Origin of the sequence: Nonlabens arenilitoris, from assembly GCF_002954765.1 — a bacterium.
Taxonomy (GTDB): Bacteria; Bacteroidota; Bacteroidia; order Flavobacteriales; family Flavobacteriaceae; genus Nonlabens; species Nonlabens arenilitoris.
Map to the genome: position 1 here is coordinate 2,781,965 of NZ_MTPW01000001.1, position 17,079 is coordinate 2,799,043.

At 33.6% G+C, this 17,079-nt stretch carries 16 protein-coding genes; 8 read left to right on the forward strand and 8 right to left on the reverse strand.

What is annotated here, in order from left to right; translation table 11 throughout:
* The first annotated feature begins 10 nt into the window (after positions 1-10).
* The gene (locus BST92_RS12425; RefSeq protein WP_105071747.1) at positions 11-1,087 is read left to right on the forward strand and encodes a chorismate-binding protein; all 1,077 of its coding nucleotides are present in this window, start codon (positions 11-13) and stop codon (positions 1,085-1,087) included.
* On the opposite strand, the gene BST92_RS14945 is transcribed toward BST92_RS12425, so the two are convergent.
* Entirely contained in the window at positions 1,082-1,282 is a 201-nt protein-coding gene (locus BST92_RS14945) for a hypothetical protein (RefSeq protein ID WP_146105160.1), read from the reverse strand. The two genes, BST92_RS12425 and BST92_RS14945, sit on opposite strands and share 6 nt — an antisense overlap.
* 194 nt (positions 1,283-1,476) lie before the next feature.
* Between BST92_RS14945 and menD the strand changes: the two genes are divergently transcribed.
* From menD to BST92_RS12435, 3 genes are all read left to right on the forward strand, one after another.
* Positions 1,477-2,436 (forward strand): 2-succinyl-5-enolpyruvyl-6-hydroxy-3-cyclohexene-1-carboxylic-acid synthase, encoded by a 960-nt coding sequence (gene menD / locus BST92_RS15465; RefSeq protein ID WP_342747873.1) that lies wholly within the window; start codon positions 1,477-1,479, stop codon positions 2,434-2,436.
* Positions 2,437-2,615: 179 nt separating this feature from the next.
* Positions 2,616-3,146 carry a thiamine pyrophosphate-dependent enzyme gene (locus BST92_RS15470; RefSeq protein ID WP_342747874.1) on the forward strand — a complete coding sequence of 177 codons (531 nt, stop codon included), beginning with the start codon at positions 2,616-2,618 and terminating at the stop codon, positions 3,144-3,146.
* A 61-nt stretch (positions 3,147-3,207) separates the two neighbouring features.
* Entirely contained in the window at positions 3,208-3,543 is a 336-nt protein-coding gene (locus BST92_RS12435) for a DUF2853 family protein (protein WP_105071748.1), read from the forward strand.
* 58 nt (positions 3,544-3,601) lie between these two features.
* Here the strand turns inward: BST92_RS12435 and BST92_RS12440 are convergent, their stop codons facing one another.
* The 7 genes from BST92_RS12440 to BST92_RS12465 form a co-directional block, all read right to left on the reverse strand.
* Entirely contained in the window at positions 3,602-3,859 is a 258-nt protein-coding gene (locus BST92_RS12440) for a hypothetical protein (protein WP_105071749.1), read from the reverse strand.
* The gene (locus BST92_RS15270; protein ID WP_245910928.1) at positions 3,856-4,119 is read right to left on the reverse strand and encodes a hypothetical protein; all 264 of its coding nucleotides are present in this window, start codon (positions 4,117-4,119) and stop codon (positions 3,856-3,858) included. Before BST92_RS15270 ends, BST92_RS12440 begins: the two co-directional genes overlap by 4 nt.
* 174 nt (positions 4,120-4,293) lie before the next feature.
* Positions 4,294-5,475 carry a PQQ-dependent sugar dehydrogenase gene (locus BST92_RS12450; protein ID WP_170061753.1) on the reverse strand — a complete coding sequence of 394 codons (1,182 nt, stop codon included), beginning with the start codon at positions 5,473-5,475 and terminating at the stop codon, positions 4,294-4,296.
* 177 nt (positions 5,476-5,652) lie between these two features.
* Positions 5,653-5,775, reverse strand: coding sequence for a hypothetical protein (locus tag BST92_RS15370; protein ID WP_281257013.1), 123 nt, complete (start codon positions 5,773-5,775; stop codon positions 5,653-5,655).
* Between the two features lie 565 nt (positions 5,776-6,340).
* Positions 6,341-6,742, reverse strand: a complete 402-nt coding sequence (locus tag BST92_RS12455; RefSeq protein WP_105071750.1) for a DUF2452 domain-containing protein — start codon at positions 6,740-6,742, stop codon at positions 6,341-6,343.
* A gap of 251 nt (positions 6,743-6,993) precedes the next feature.
* On the reverse strand, positions 6,994-10,713 hold the full coding sequence (locus tag BST92_RS12460; protein WP_170061754.1) for a T9SS type A sorting domain-containing protein: 3,720 nt from the start codon (positions 10,711-10,713) through the stop codon (positions 6,994-6,996).
* Positions 10,714-10,766: 53 nt separating this feature from the next.
* Positions 10,767-11,780 carry a hypothetical protein gene (locus tag BST92_RS12465; RefSeq protein WP_105071752.1) on the reverse strand — a complete coding sequence of 338 codons (1,014 nt, stop codon included), beginning with the start codon at positions 11,778-11,780 and terminating at the stop codon, positions 10,767-10,769.
* A gap of 171 nt (positions 11,781-11,951) precedes the next feature.
* Between BST92_RS12465 and BST92_RS12470 the strand changes: the two genes are divergently transcribed.
* The 4 genes from BST92_RS12470 to BST92_RS12485 all read left to right on the forward strand — a co-directional run bounded on the left by BST92_RS12470 (position 11,952) and on the right by BST92_RS12485 (position 17,068).
* The gene (locus tag BST92_RS12470) at positions 11,952-12,218 is read left to right on the forward strand and encodes a hypothetical protein (protein WP_105071753.1); all 267 of its coding nucleotides are present in this window, start codon (positions 11,952-11,954) and stop codon (positions 12,216-12,218) included.
* Between the two features lie 35 nt (positions 12,219-12,253).
* Positions 12,254-13,093 carry a 1,4-dihydroxy-2-naphthoyl-CoA synthase gene (locus BST92_RS12475; RefSeq protein WP_105071754.1) on the forward strand — a complete coding sequence of 280 codons (840 nt, stop codon included), beginning with the start codon at positions 12,254-12,256 and terminating at the stop codon, positions 13,091-13,093.
* 245 nt (positions 13,094-13,338) lie between these two features.
* Positions 13,339-15,819, forward strand: coding sequence for a DUF2339 domain-containing protein (locus BST92_RS12480; RefSeq protein ID WP_105071755.1), 2,481 nt, complete (start codon positions 13,339-13,341; stop codon positions 15,817-15,819).
* 37 nt (positions 15,820-15,856) lie between these two features.
* On the forward strand, positions 15,857-17,068 hold the full coding sequence (locus tag BST92_RS12485; protein WP_105072274.1) for a DUF3999 family protein: 1,212 nt from the start codon (positions 15,857-15,859) through the stop codon (positions 17,066-17,068).
* Positions 17,069-17,079 lie beyond the last annotated feature (11 nt).

The following is a 17,079-nucleotide window of genomic DNA, read 5'->3' on the forward strand; positions in this document are numbered from 1 at the left end:
ATTATCACGCTTGCGCGAAAAGTTATTTCAATACCTAGGTCATCTTCTTGAGCAAAACCTTCCATTTTTAGCACTTAAAATGGCTGGCTCTAGTCTAGTAAAAGTTATCGCTCAAAATGATCAAAAATGGTATAAATCAGCACCTGACAAAGTGGCTTACGCGGTTTTTTCAAAATTTCAAGGATATGAAAATCAGGTTTATATAGCTGGTGAAAAGATTTTAAGCTTTAATTATGAAGTTTCTACATCGCAACCTAAAATTAACCAGTCGATAATTCCAGAAGATGGTAAAGAAGCCTACTTAGAACTATTTGAAAAAGCAATGTTGCGTTTACAAAACCAGCAATTGAGTAAGGTGGTTCTTTCTAGAAAACAAGAATTTGTTTTAAACGATTCTGATCTTGATATTTTTGAAAGATTATTAGATACTTACCCTATGGCCAATGGTTATTTCTTCTTCCATCCTCAGGTAGGAAAATGGATGGGAGCAACACCAGAATTATTATTAAATGTTCAAAGTGATGGACTTAATGTAGCTCAATCAAAAATGGATGATTTACCCGTTACTGTTTCTACCATGTCACTAGCTGGAACAGCAGTTGATGATGGCAGTTTAAACCATATATGGGGCGATAAAGAGTTAGAAGAACAACAATTAGTAACAGATTTTATCATTTCACAATTCAAAGAATCTGCTGCGATCGATATTAAACAATCTGTTGTAGAAACTGTTAAAGCAGGTCACTTATTACATTTACGCACGATCATTAAAGCGCGATCTACAACTAGTGAGATAAAGACATTATTAAACGCTTTGCATCCTACACCTGCAGTTTGTGGATTACCTAGAGATGAGTCTATGGGATTTATTGTTAAGAACGAAAATTATGATCGTAGTTACTATACCGGCTATCTAGGTATTATTGAAGGTGCGCAGCACCATTATTTTGTGAATTTAAGATGTATGCAACTGTTAGAGAAAACAGCTGTAATTTATGTAGGTGGTGGTGTCACAGCAAAAAGCGAAGCAACACTAGAATATCAAGAAACTAGGGCAAAACTTCAAACCATGCATCGGTTATTATAAGATACTTCTAAAAGCGGTTTTAAGTAAAGCACCACGCATTCTTTGAGGAGCACTTTCTCTAGTAGATGTCGTTCTGGAATGAGTAATGGTTCTCATAAATAAGTCCTTAAACTTTATTACAGTTGAGCTTATAAATAGAACTGATTCATATATTCCTATAAAGGTGTAGAAAATCACAAATTTGAATATTCTCATAGGTTAGTTAGTTTAAGAGAACTAAAGATGATGATTTTATTTTGAATAGCAAAGCCGATTTTTTTGAAATTAGTAATTCCATTGCCAAATGGTATGTATATACAGTTGAAATGAGTTAAATTATTAGAAATAATTGTAATTCATTTAGCAATTCATATTTGAAGATTGTTATTGCCTGGTTTACCTTTGCTTTAATGCTATCAGATATACTACACGCGCAACAAGTTCTTCTACTTTTTAAAAAAAGAGGAGTTCAACATATTGTCATTTCTCCAGGATCTAGAAATGCACCGCTTACCATAGGGTTTACAAACGATTCTTATTTTAAATGCTACAGTATCGTTGATGAGCGCTGTGCATCGCATTTTGCCATGGGTATTGCACAACAATTAAAACAGCCGGTAGCGGTAGTTTGTACTAGCGGTAGTGCGTTATTAAATTATTATCCTGCAGTAGCTGAGGCTTATTACAGTGAGATCCCATTGATTGTCCTTAGTGCAGACCGTCCACCACACAAAATTGATATAGGTGATGGACAGACTATTAGACAGCAACATGTGTATGCAAATCATATACTTTATGATACACATTTAGAGATGATTCATAAGCTCGAGGATCAAGAAGCATTGGCCACTAATGAAAGGCTTATTAATAAAGCTATTAATATAGCTATCACAGATCATGGACCTGTACATATCAACATACCTTTTGAAGAGCCACTTTATAACACAGTTGAGCAACCTATGGTTAATCCTAAAGTGATAGCTCCTAATCTTTCAAGAGACACTAGTATACCTTCATTATTTACAGAGAGATGGCATAAATCTAAACGTAAATTAGTCATTCTATCGACACTAAATCCTCAAGTGTTATCACAAGAACAATTAGATCTTTTAACCAGTGACCCTACAGTTTTAGTAATGAGTGAGGTAAGCTCAAACTTAAGACATGAAAATATCATATGGGGAATAGACACCTTAATTGCTCCCATAGAAAAAGATGAAGAAGCTATTGCACATCTACAACCAGATATGGTGGTCACTATAGGAGGAATGATTGTTTCAAAAAAATTAAACAATATCTGCGTAAGTTTGAGACACAATATCATTATCACATCGGTAATCGTCGTGCTTATGATACTTTTTTTAAATTAGCGGGACATATCAAAACAGCGCCATCGCATTGGGTTGATCATCTATCTATAAATGAAACTACAGATAGTTATAGAGATTACTGGCTGCAGTTCTTTAATGATTATCTTATTAAAAGGACTGACTACCTCACTAACATTACATGGAGCGATTTTAGAGCCTTCAACTTGATATTTGATAGTTTGCCAGACCACATAGTGTTGCAGCTGGGAAACAGCAGTACTATTAGATATGCGCAGCTATTCCCGATGAATCCTACACATACCGTGTTCTCTAATCGAGGTACTAGCGGTATCGATGGTTCTACCAGTACCGCGATAGGTGCTGCAGTTGCTCAAGATAAACCTACTATATGTATTACCGGTGATTTAAGCTTTTTATACGACAGCAATGCCTTGTGGAATAATTACATTCCAGCTAATTTTAAAATAATTGTCATTAATAATAGTGGTGGCGGAATTTTCCGTATTCTTCCTGGAGAAAAAGATAATACGACATTTGATACTTATTTTGAAACCACACATCAATTAGACGCTAGTCATTTATGTAAAATGTATGCCTTAGGTTATCATAGGGTAGAAGGAGAAGACGCTTTCGCGAAAGCGTATGAAAAATTCTTAAATGATAATTCAAGACCACAATTACTAGAAATATTTACACCTCGACTTGAAAATGATACCGTTCTTCTAGACTACTTTAAATTTCTAAAATAGAATTTCATCATATCTTATTAATTCTTACATTTAAAGTCTTAACTAATAAACGTAAAATACAATGAGTAAATTTGACGAAAGAGTAGAGAAGTATATCGCAGCTTACAAAGAAAAAGTAGGTGGTAAACTTGATGAAGAGTTATTAAGAAAAGTAACTAAAGGATTAGGGCCATCAATCTATAACAAAGATGCTGAAACTGTAAGTGCTGAAAAAAGTGAGATGGAACGTGTGGTTACTAACTACTTAAAGAAAAAATTAGGTCTTTCTGGTGATAATTTAATGGAGTCTGTAGAGGCTGTTATTGAAAAGTACGGTAAGAGTGAGCGTGCAAAGTATCGCGCGTGTATCTATTATATGCTTTGTGTACACCACGGAAAAGAATCTGTATACAACTAGAAATAAACTAGTGAACATATAAAATCCCGATGCGTGAGCATCGGGATTTTTTAATTAATTAATTTTCTTTGTATTCATCATTGAGAATTAAATTTACAACATACTGAACAGCTTCGACTTCAGTTCTGAAATAAGCCAACGTTTCCTTTTTTCCTCGCTCTGTATAATACCACTGAAAAAGTTCTCCATTCTTTTCCATTCCGTAACCTTCATTTATAAAATTGTCAGTAATACTATAGCCAAGAAATGAGTAATTATTATTATTTATCCATTCCTCTAAATCTTGTAATGTAAGTAATTCTCTTTTTAGGGTCATTTCTCTACAGCTTCAACTTCTTCTAGTGTCACTATATCACCACTGTTCCAAGTTTGGATCGTATAATTCATAACATCTACAACCTCATCATTTTCTAGACCTAATGACAGCATGATGTTATCATAGGATTGTCCATTGACTTCAATAGGTCCTTTAAGACCGTATTTGACAGCATGGATACTTTCTGTACGTTTATCAGTGAGCCAGTTAGATGGATTAAGTGGTGGAAATGCACCTGGAACACCTTTTCCACTGGTCATATGACAACTAACACAATTTTCTCTATAAATTTCTCTACCTCTTGCAACACTGGCTTCTAGCGGTGTTTTTTTATTTCCTTTTTTTCTACAGGAGCGACTGGTGCCGTTTCTTTTTTAGAATTGCCACAACTGGTTAACGTCGTTAGGACTATTAGGGTAATTAAATATTTCATATTAGTTTTTTTCGATTTTAAAGATTCCTTTTCCTTCTACAGCAATATAAATCAGTCCATCAGGACCTATTTTTACATTGCGCAAGCGACCTATTTTATCGGCAACCTTTTCTCTTTTGGTCACCCGATTACCGTTCATATAAAGCATTTCAAGATATTGAAACTTTAAGGAACCTACTAGAAAATTACCGTTCCACTCTTTATAAGCTGGATTATTAATAATGGCAAAACCACTGGGCGCAATACTAGGTACCCAATAGTAAATCGGTTGTTCCATACCTTCTTTTACTGTAATATCAGTAAATGTCGTGCCGCTATAATTAATACCATAGCTTATGACTGGCCAGCCATAGTTCTTTCCAGATTCTATAATGTTAATCTCATCGCCACCTTGTGGTCCATGCTCATGTGCTATAATCTTCCCTGTAACCGGATGAGTCGTCATTCCTTGCGGATTTCTATTTCCATAGCTATAGATAGCGGTTTTTGCACCAGCGGTTTCTACAAATGGATTATCGTCAGGAATGCTGCCGTCGTCATTAATACGGTAAATTTTACCACAGTCTCTATAAATATCTTGTGGATTCACATCTCGGTTGCCACGATCACCTATGGTGAAATATAAATGTCCTTCGTCATCCCATGTAAATCTACTACCGAAGTGTTGTCCTTTTTTAGAATTGGGCATTGCTTTATAAAGTACTTCTAGATTTTCTAATTTATTGTTCTTAAGTACAGCTCTTGCGATAGTGGTATTTCCTCCGTTGCCACCACCCATTTTTGAAGCATAAGAGATGTAAATAAAGTTATTTTTTTCAAATTGTGGATGAACAGTCACGTCTAGTAGTCCACCTTGACCACGTAAGTAAACCTCTGGCACACCTTTAATTTCTAAGCTTTTTGAGCCATTGAACTTGTAAAGTCGTCCTTCTTTCTCTGTATAAAGCAAGTCACCATTAGGTAACCAGGTCATTCCCCATGGAATATCTAGATTTTCAACAATAGGAGTAATGGTATAGTTTTTTTGATCGTCAATTAAGGGAATATGATCCACTTGAGGAGCATCACTAGCAGCCGGCATTTCAGTATCGGTTGTCATGGAAACAATTTCATGGTCTTGAGAAGATTCTTTACAAGAGCTCAAAATCAATAAAGAAAGAAGAAGATAAGAACAGAATTTCATGACTTAAAATGTTTCTTTAAAAATACTACAGCTCGTTCTTAATAAAGTTAAAAGCATAAAAAAATCTCTTTTCAATTTGAAAAGAGATTTTACAGTTTATGGTTAGTTATAATTTATGTGATAGGCGAGTGAAGGCTAATTCAAACTAAATCCTAAATGATAAATTAATATAGAGTACTATGCTTGATAAGGTGAAATTCCCCAATCGTCAATAGCATTTCCTGTTCTAGGTGTGATTCTGTTACGTGATAACATCGGAAAATCAGAATCAGAGTCGATAAATCTATTAGTAATACGCATGATAGTAAGTTTTATGTGGTTATAATATTTGAGTAGTTCATAGCATGTATTATGCTAATCTGTAACGTCTTTTTGCATTCCAGTTATCGCTGTAAGTTCTGTCTGGACGGAATCTTTTATTCGTTAATTCAGTGATGGTTTTAAAGGTGTCGCTCGCTTTCATAATAGTTGTTTTTTGTTGTTATGCTTATATGACGACACTTTTTTAAAATGTTACACTACTTTGTAAAACATAGTAGTTAAAAATTTATAAAATACTGTATTATAGATGATTGTATTGCTAATTATTTTAGCATTATTTAATAAGGGAGAAGTTTATGATCATCTAATTCACTTTTAAGAGGTGAATTTTACATTTGTTATAATACTTTGAGAGTATTATATTGATAATACTTTTATTCTGGATAAGTTGTATTTGGATTTATCGTAAGACAATACCTTACAGGAGAAGAAAAGAATTGATTGCTTTTTGGGTATTGGCCTTTATCCCTGGAATAGGGACTATGTATCACAGGAGAATTCGATCCTCTTTTAAGGAACGTATAAATTTGCGAAAAACAAAGAGTTAGATTTGCTCCCAAAGCTTTTCACTCGATAAGCGATAGGTACCTACAAAATCCCAATTACATTCTTGTGGTGCAATGACAGATAGGAAATGCCTGCCGTCTTTACCTAAATATAGGTGGTAGATTTCGCCTACAATAGGTTCAAAAGAGAATTTTGCTCCATATACTAATTGATTATCCTCAAATTTTTTAACCATGGCATCATACTCTGCCTTAAGTTGGTCAAATTGGGATTTAATCTCGTGGTTGACCTTATTTATATTTGTTTGTTTCCACGAGGTAATGTCTGGTGTCGTTATTTTAGGAGCTGCAACGCCACTGGAATAGGGAAGAAGCGCGGCATTATAAGTACCGGTTTCTTCATCATACACAACATAATCTGGTTTTTTTTCCTCGCTCATGCTACAAATTTACAACACACTAATTTGTTTTGTGTAAGATTAACATGATTTTCTTAAACAAGAAATCGAGACAGATGCGCCTATCCCGATTTTAATAATTCATCAATCCCCTACAATTGGTGAATCACAGTGCTAAATTATTGATTATAACGTGTAAAACACCTTGTCAAATCATATGATGCCATTCTCATTCTATGAAACCTTAGTTTGACTTGATGAAATACGCTTTCGCGAAAGCGTAACACATTAACTTACTTTTTCACAAATTTTAATGATTGCCATACATTGTTATTCTTAATGGCTACAAAGTAAATTCCCGTTTCAAAATTACTGCTATCAATTCCATCATTAGTATTATAATTACCTTCCATTATTATTCTACCGTTGATGTCGTAAATAATAAATTGATTATCATCTAGAGTCTCACCTTGAATATAAAATTGACTAACCGTAGGGTTAGGATATAGTTTTAAGGTTTCTTTTTGTGAGATAAATGAATCATTAGATAGTGTTGCGCAACCACAATCATCTTGAGAATAGTAAAAGAATTTTCGTTGACATGGATTATAGCTTATTGCTATAGGACAACCATTAGAAAAATAGTCCACGATTCTAGTAACTACCCAATCACATCTTAAGTCATTTATGCCTGATGAGGTATCATTGAGCCCGAATTGATTACCAATTCCGGTTGTGTTGACATTTGGGAAAGTGCCGGTTGTAAATGCTCCATTATTTTCGTGAAAATACATTCTACCTCCAGAACTATTAGGTAATAGCGGATCACTTAGTAATAAATCTATATCGCCATCACAATCTACGTCGTAGAGTTCTGGAGTAGGATAGCTGCCACTGTTTTCAGGAATGAATGGGTTAGTTATTCCATTCCCAAATGAGGTATAGTTTTGTGGACTAACTAAATTAAAAAACGGATAAGAAGTTGAACCATTATTCTCAAAGTAAACAGTTCCAGGGAAATTCACACTCTGCGAGGATAGCAAAATATCTGGCAATCCATCATTATTAATATCTCCTACGGCAAGTAATGCTGGTCCATATCGATAATCTATGTTATCAAATAATATTTGTACTCCTAAACTAAAATTACCGGAACAGTCATTATAATATACTATAGTAGATGTGTTAACACCATATACTACGATGTCTAAACATCCATTATTATTCCAGTCGTATAATCTGTAGGAAAGAGCATTTTGAATATTCATATTCACTGGCGGCATATTAAAAACAGGAGTGGTATTCGTACCAGCTGTATTTTCTAACCAATACAAAACTGGAAAACCAGAACTGCTGTCCATTTTTGTATATAGAATATCTGTGTCACCATCATTGTCTATATCACCATATTCCTTATCGAGAGTGCTAAAGCGATCAGTATCTAATTCTTGTTCAATCGCTAATGGAAATAAATTACCAGCTGCGGTTTGATATGGCAAGAAATCAAGAGGTTCACATTGATCAAGAGGCGAGTCTATGGAAAGTTCAACCAGATTACTTGGAATTATAATACCTGTTCCTGCATCACAATTAACGAGGTAAGCACTGTTTGATACAATAGAATTTGTTCCTGCATTAATCGAAGGAAAACTAGCGTTTAAATCGATAGTGAAACTATTCCCAGGATTAAGAATCGTATTATTTTCATATAAAACTGTCTGAGTAGTACTGGAAGAATTACTACTACCTGTGGATACTGTATTACAATTAAAATTATTTGAAGGCGTAGTATTTGATGGAGTGGTATTGAGATAAGACACATTAAAATCTGGAGCAATAGATGAAATATTTACCATGGAGAAACTACTATTCCGTGGTAAAACTGTTGGGAAATAGACATCACCTGCAGCAGGTAGCTCATCAATAATTTGGAATTGATTTAACACTTTGTTCCCAAAGTTTTCAACCGTCATTCTATAGTACACATCAATATTACATGTTGGGTCATAAATCAATGGACCATCTTGAAAGCTAATATTATCGTCAGATATTTGTTTTTTTAATGATATGACTACAGATTCTATGACATTAACTTTTGCAAAATCAGTGGTTACAGATAAGTTATTTGAGCTATCTGTTATTGTCGCGACATTATCTATATTCCCTGGTACTGTAAATGGTTTTACTCTTACTTTAACTACAGCACAAAAGAATTGATTTGCAGTATTTACACAGGTATTTGCAGCAAAGAAGCTGGAGCAATTTTCAACTAAATTTAAAGAGTTCCAAGTCAGGTTTTGACCACTTTGAGTAAAAGTAGTTCCAGCAGGCATATTAGAATTATCTACAGAAATAAATTCATACTTAGAATCTAAAACATCAGTAAGAACACCATTGAAGTCCAGACTACCGTTGTTCTGAACACATATTTCAAACTCCAATTCATCAGTAGGAACTATGTTTGTGATACTGGTTTGATAGGGATCACTGGTATTAGCTTTGCGTACTTTTTTAACAGCACATAGTTTTACTTCTTCGGCAGCTACAGTAAATGACGCACAACTATTATTAGCAAAAGCGACATTTGTCGCAGGAGCTTCAAGTAATATTTCACCTTGAAAATCTGAGCAATTTGTAACTACGGTACCGATGGTTAAAGCTGGGTCAATTGTAAATATGATGATAATGTTTAATTGATCACCAGGAAAAAGAAGTGTATTATTCTGTGCGCTCAACTGTAAACTATTACCTGTTGTTACAGGAGTAAAAACACCATTATAGCCTGTACTTAGGTCCACAGGAATAGCAGGATTTCCATTTAGGACAAGATCAAAGTTTGTATTTTGAGAAGCACTATTTATAAGACCACTTATTTGCACAGTTTGAGGTATGATATCAAAAGGTAAATTATCTATGATATCTACCATTGCAACAGGTCTATTATCAGTATTTGAATACAAAATATCATATACACCTTGACAACCTGCCACTGGATTAGTTATAAAAATATTCTTAACCATTGAACTACCTAAAGTAGGCGGTGGTAAATTATCAACAGCCGTTACCGTTGCCGTATCACTTGCTATAGCTGTTACAGGAGTACCACCTATCGGTGTACCATTTAATTCAACAGTATTTGAAATAATCTGTCCATTTGTGAATGCTGGACAATTGCTGTAATCTACTTCTACAATAAACTGAACGTTCTCAAATGGATTAGAACCTATTAGGTTATTATTAAGAGTAATAATGTTCGTTACCGGATCAAGTGTTCCAGGACCACTTATTAACGTCGCAGAAGCACATGGTGGTGATACTATTTCTGAAATAGTGGGATTTTGAAGATTGAGCATACCAAATGAATTTCCTTGATAGCTAGGATCCTTTTCTACGATAATATTAAATTGAGCTTTTCCTCCAGTAGTAGGAATAAAGAAATCTCCATTTTGATTAGTTACAGCTGGGAATAAAGGCGTTTTAGAAATTTTCCCCCATGGATTGATGGCGCTTGCAGTACTTGTTATACCAGTGGTAGGTCCAAAATTTTCTGTTCCTGTCGTTGTCGTATAATCTGCAGTTATATTATTAGTTACCGTAAATCCATCAGGTGTTACTCCTTCACAGAAAGACACTGTAATCGTAAAAGAACCGCGTTGTATATTGTTAGGAATACTGAATACTACGGCAGGTAAAGAACTTGTGTCTATCAATCCAGTAATTGAACTTGATACTGGATTACCATTAAAATCTACAAAAGTATTATCTGCTGTTATATCGCTAGCTGTATAGCATAATCCAGCTGGTAATATATCAGTAATAGTTAATGTGTTTGCTGGATTTAAATTTTGAAAATCTATTTTATAAGCAAATGGCTCACCTGTTGCGATGCTGGCAACTTGAGGAGTCGATTTTTGGATGGTCGCTTCACCCGTTTGACTACTGGCACTAATTGTTTGCGCCTGCAACTGAATTGACAATATTAAAAAGGTAAATAAAGGGATGAAATTTTTCATAAATTTAATTTTAATTCGAGTGCATTTACTCATAAAACTTATGGTTAATAACTCTAAACTTGCTTGTGCACAAATCCAAAAATGAAACCATTAAACGATTGTGTTACAAATGATGGACTTGCGTCTAGATTAAATTCTATGATTTCACTAATATCCTGCCCACCAGATGAAGGACTACCTGGGAAATTAGTAACTATGTGCAATCTCTTTCCGCAATCTTTCCACTCTATACTTACAGAATCCATATTGATATTTAGATTATCTTCTAACACGGTTACTGAATAGTTATTAGCGCCATTGATTTTAATTTCTAATAAATCGATGCTTCCTTGATTATCCGTCACTGCATAGAATACATCTTTATCGGCGTTGTATTCTAATCCTGTGGTAAAGCCTCCAATTCCATTAATACTTCTATAATCTGTTATTATCCCACTTATAGGGTTGAAATAGATAATATCATTTCCTACTCTAAAGTAAATGGTATCTACATCATTAGTTGTACTAGTGGCAAACGTAAAAGAGCCATCGGTTACTAAAGTTCCCGGATTAAATAACACTTGTCCTAAAGATGGACCTATGCTACCATTAGAAGGATTCATTATATGAATATCAAATCGAGGTGCGGCTGGGTTAGCATCAAAATCTAGAACGTATAAAACGCCTTGAAAAAATACCGGTGCTGTAAATCTACCTAGATTAGTCTGTGCAGTTGCTGGTAAACTAAAGTTGTTCAAGGTATTAGATGTCTCATCATAAACAAACCCATCTACTCCTTCTTCTTGATCAAACCATACAAACCTTTTATTTATTTTATCCCATGCGCTAGGATGGTTGCGTAAAGAGTTACTTATTCCTATTCCACCGTTTACAGTAAACGAACTAGTGGTAATATTTGAAGTTGTGTTTTGAATTACATCTATTACACCATTAGGATTTCCCATATTACTACTTCTTAAAGCATAGTAGGTATTATCTGTACAAGTTATAGTTGTAGAGGTCCCGTCATCTTCTGTACAAGAAAATGAAATAACGATCAGGATTAAGAGTAAAATTTTGATTTTCATGATTTTAGTATTTGAAGTAAAACTGATAAGAAAAACAGGTGGATACTAGAGTAAATTCAGGAACGGTTATTTTGAGTTGAGGAACGGTAAAACTTTAATATAAAATGTTGATGAAGTGATCTCGCTTTCGCGAAAGCGTAACAATTATGCCCTATCTGCTACTAATGAAATATGACAAACGAAATACACTTTATAGATTTTGAACCACAGGTAATTAAAAAAAGCTTTTGGTCGGGAAATGACTATGAATCAACAGAGGTGGTTCTAGAGCGCGTTAATGAATGGATACGTAAGAATTACAATTTTAAAATAATTAACGTAGAAACCTTATTAGTTCCCACGATGAGTTACACAAAAAAGAAAGCAAACACCAAAAAAATGAATATGAGCGGTGGCTATGTTTATATGATTGAGGTGGTGAGAGTATGGTATCAATAGGATAGGACTTATATTTGTAATCTAAAAATAGATATATGTCCATCAACTGGAAGACTGCCATAGAATTTGAAGATATCACCTATAAAAAAAGTAACGGTATTGCCCGTATTGCTTTTAATAGACCAGAGGTGCGCAACGCCTTTAGACCTAAAACGGTTGCCGAATTGATTAAAGCATTTTATGATGCGCAAGAAGACTTATCTATAGGAGTTGTTATTTTAACAGGTGAAGGACCGTCTAAAAAAGATGGTGGATGGGCTTTTTGTAGTGGTGGTGATCAAAATGCTCGTGGTCATGATGGTTATAAGGATGATTCTGGTACTGGGAGATTAAATATTCTAGAGGTGCAACGCATGATCCGCTTTATGCCTAAGGTAGTGATATGTGCCGTGCCTGGATGGGCTGTTGGTGGTGGACACAGTCTACATGTGGTTTGTGATATGACCATCGCTAGTAAAGAGCATGGTGTTTTTAAACAAACAGATACCGACGTGGCTAGTGTAGATGCTGGTTATGGTAGTGCATATCTAGCCAAAATGGTAGGACAGAAAAAAGCACGTGAGATTTTCTTTTTAGGTAGAACTTATAGCGCACAAGAAGCTATGGATATGGGAATGGTTAATGCTGTTGTAACGCATGATGAACTAGATCAAACAGCCTATGATTGGGGACAAGAAATACTTAAAAAATCTCCAATAGCAATTAAAATGGCAAAGTTTGCAATGAATGCAACAGACGATGGAATGGTGGGACAGCAAGTATTTGCAGGTGAAATGACACGTCTTATTTACATGACAGATGAGGCGCGAGAAGGTCGTGAGGCCTTTTTAGAAAAACGTGAACCTAATTGGGGAACAGATCGATACATTCCATAATGAGCGGAATATGATGTAAATCTATTTTAATCGTAATATTTTAAAAATAATAGGTCATCTTTATTATATAAGGTGGCCTATTTTTATTTGTGATAAGGATCGTTTGAATTTCTAATCCATATATAATAGTGATTAATGGTTTAAAGACGATGGAACCTTATTGAGTGGACCTTTAAACTAGCACTCGCTTTTTATTTAAATTAGCAGTAGATATCTAGCAATATATCTCCTACAAGAATTCCGTTATGGCAAATCATCAAGAGGCAATCAAGCAATTGATTGAACAAATAGGAATACTCTCTAGAAAGCAAGAAGCTTTTAAATATGAGATTATTGAGTTAAAAAATAAACTAGACCAACTTCAATCAACGATTGATAGGTCTAATGAGGTTGACAACCTTACATTTACTGAGCCAAAGGAAGTTGTAAAAAGTAAACCCTTTGAAAGTCAAAATAGAGAATGGGTAGATACTAGTGTGAAAAATGAGTCTCCTTTAAATCCATCTTACATAGAGAATCAAAATCAACAAAGTGGTATAACACAATTTCAAGCTGCTCAAGGACCTAAAAAACTTTCACCTTTTAGAAAATCTAATCTAGAAAAATTTATAGGTGAGAACTTATTAAATAAAATAGGAATTTTAATCTTAGTTATAGGGATAGGTATAGGCGCAAAATACTCAATAGAGAATGAGTTAATAAGTCCTTTAACACGTATAATTTTAGGTTATTTATCTGCGATTGGTTTACTAGGGTTTGGCATTAAGTTAAAGAAGAAGTTCGATTCTTATAGCGCAGTACTGGTAAGTGGCGCGATTGTTATTCTTTACTTTATTACCTTTTTTGCATATAGTTTTTATGAGTTATTACCTCAGGCGGTGGCATTCACTTTAATGGTTTTGTTTACGATATTTACTGTAGTGGCCTCATTAAATTATAATCGTCAAATTATTGCGCATCTAGGATTAGTGGGCGCATATGCCGTTCCTTTTTTATTGAGTAATGATTCTGGTAGAGTAGAAATTCTATTGAGCTATATCGCTATTATTAATATAGGGATTTTAATAATTGCCTTTAAAAAGTATTGGAAACCATTGTATTATTCGGCTTTTGGATTGACTTGGTTAATTTATCTATCATGGTTTGTGATGGACTATAGCGATGATTCAAATTTTGCTATGGCACTAGGATTCTTATTACTCTTTTATCTTATATTTTATCTGACTTTTTTAGCTTATAAATTAGTTAAGAAAGAAGAGTTTGCGGTGACTGATATAGTTATGCTTTTATTGAATTCGTTTATATTTTATGGATTAGGTTATGCCATTCTTAATGATAATGTAACTGGTAATAATTATCTAGGGTTGTTCACTTTAGGTAATGCGGTGATTCATTTTATAGTTGCTACTATCATTTATAAGAAACAATTGAGTGATAAGAAGTTATTCTATCTAGCGACTGCACTGGTACTAGTATTTATATCCATCGCAATCCCGGTACAACTAGATGGTAATTGGGTTACTTTATTATGGACCGCTCAGGCTGCATTATTATTCTGGTTAGGTACGACAAAAAAGATCTCTATTTATGAGAAATTATCCTATCCACTAATAGGACTTGCATTTATTAGTTTGATACATGACTGGTCATATAATTATGATAGTTATTACGATATAAAGGATCGTTTAATAACACCTATCATTAACACTAGTTTTTTAACCTCTATATTATTTACCGTCGCGATAGGATTTATATTGTATTTACAACGTAAAAATGACTTTCTATCGAGCTTAAAAAAAGACAGCAGTTGGTTTAAGATAGTGTCTTATGCAGTTCCTATTCTATTTATATTCAGTCTTTACTACTCTTTTAGGCTAGAAATAGAATCTTATTGGGATCAATTATTTTCTTTATCTAGATTAGAAAATAAATCCTTAAACAATTATTCAACGACTGTTCAAGATTATAGTTTAAGAGACTTTAAAGCGGTTTGGGTGCTTAATTTTACTTTACTATTTATAGCTGTTTTGGGATATTTAAATCATAAGAAAATTAAAAACATCATCTTAGAAAACTCAATTGTAGTTCTTACTATCGTAACGATTTTTATATTCCTTACTCAAGGATTATATGTCTTAAGTGAATTGAGAGACGCTTATCTAGAACCTTCAGAATTTTACAATAGAGGTTTATTTTATCTGATTGTACGCTACTTATCTTTTATTTTTCTAGCATTTTCAATATTGACTTTATACAGATACATTAATAAAGAGGGAATTCATAAGGGAATTAAAATTGCTTATGACATTATCTTACATGTTACTGTAGTTTGGGTGGTCAGCAGCGAGTTGATTCATTGGTTAGACATTGCAGGTGCTCGAGATTCCTATAAATTGGGACTTAGTATTTTATGGGGTGTTTATTCATTCCTATTAATAGGTTTCGGTATTTTAAGAAATAAACCTTATTTAAGAATAGGAGGAATGGCTCTATTTGCCATTACATTAATCAAACTATTCTTTTATGACATAGCACATCTAAATACCATATCAAAAACCATCGTCTTTGTATCTCTGGGTATTTTGTTGCTTATCATTTCTTTCTTATATAATAAGAATAAAAATAAGATTAACTACACAACGGATTCTAGTGAAGCGCATATTCAAGAATCTGTTGAAGTAAATAAAGATTCAATAGATGAATTTAATGACCAAAATGACCTATAATATTTTACATATAAAGACTAAACTGTTTATTAATTTGATGCTTTTGATCAGTTGGAGTGCTACTGCTCAACTATCAGATTTCACCTATGAGCGTTCACTCACAGGTGTAAGTGAAGACTGGCATAGTATCGCACTACCAGATCAGGTATATGGTAAATTAAAACCATCTCTTGACGATTTAAGGATTTATGGAATTACTGAAAATCTTGACACTACTGAAGTTCCTTATATACTTAAGGTAAACGATGAGAAATTTGCGATTAGAAAACATTTTGGACAGATCATCAATAAGTCAAGATCTGATGCTGGGTTTTATTATACCGTAGAACTTAATCAACCATCACAAATTAATAGTTTAAAATTGAAATTTACTGATTCAAACTTTGATTGGAAAGTAAATTTAGAGGGTAGCTTGAACCAACAAGAATGGTTTACAATTCTAGAAAATTCTAGGATTTTAGATATTCAAAATGCATCTACTGAGTATAGCTTTACAGATCTCAATTTCCCTACATCAAATTATCATTATTATCGCATTTTAATAAAAAGTAATAAGCAGCCCACGCTTTCTTCTATAGATATTTTTTTAGAAGAAAAAACAGAAGGTGTTTTATTAGACTATGATGTAGTAAAATGGAATATCAAAGAGAATAATCAAATCAAAACTAGTGAAATAGAATTTGAATTAGAGAATCCTGTACCAGTCAATTCTTTAAAAATAAATGTAGCAACCACCTATGATTACTTTAGGCCTGTTAGTATACAATATTTAATAGATAGTGTGAAGACTGAAAAAGGGTATTTATACAATTATACCACGATTAAAAGAACTACATTATCATCACTAGAAGAAAACCAATTTGATTTTAAAAATACAATAGCTAGTAAATTTAAAATTATAGTTTACAATGGTGATAATCAATCACTGGACATCAAGTCAGTTGATGTAAAAGGATTTAAATATGAACTAATCGCACGCTTTATGGATTCTGCAAACTACAAATTGGTTTATGGAAATAAATCAGCACGTCAACCGCATTATGACATCCATAATTTTAAAAATAATATACCAGTTAATCTTAAAGCGCTTGAAGTAGGTACAGAAAATCAAATTATTGCAAAAGATACTCCAAGTTCTACCGCTTTATTTGAAAATGAATTTTGGCTTTGGGCCATTATGGGAATTATCATTGTGCTCTTAGGCGGTTTTACTTATAAGATGCTAGGAAATGATAAGGCTAGTGGATAAAATAATTCCGC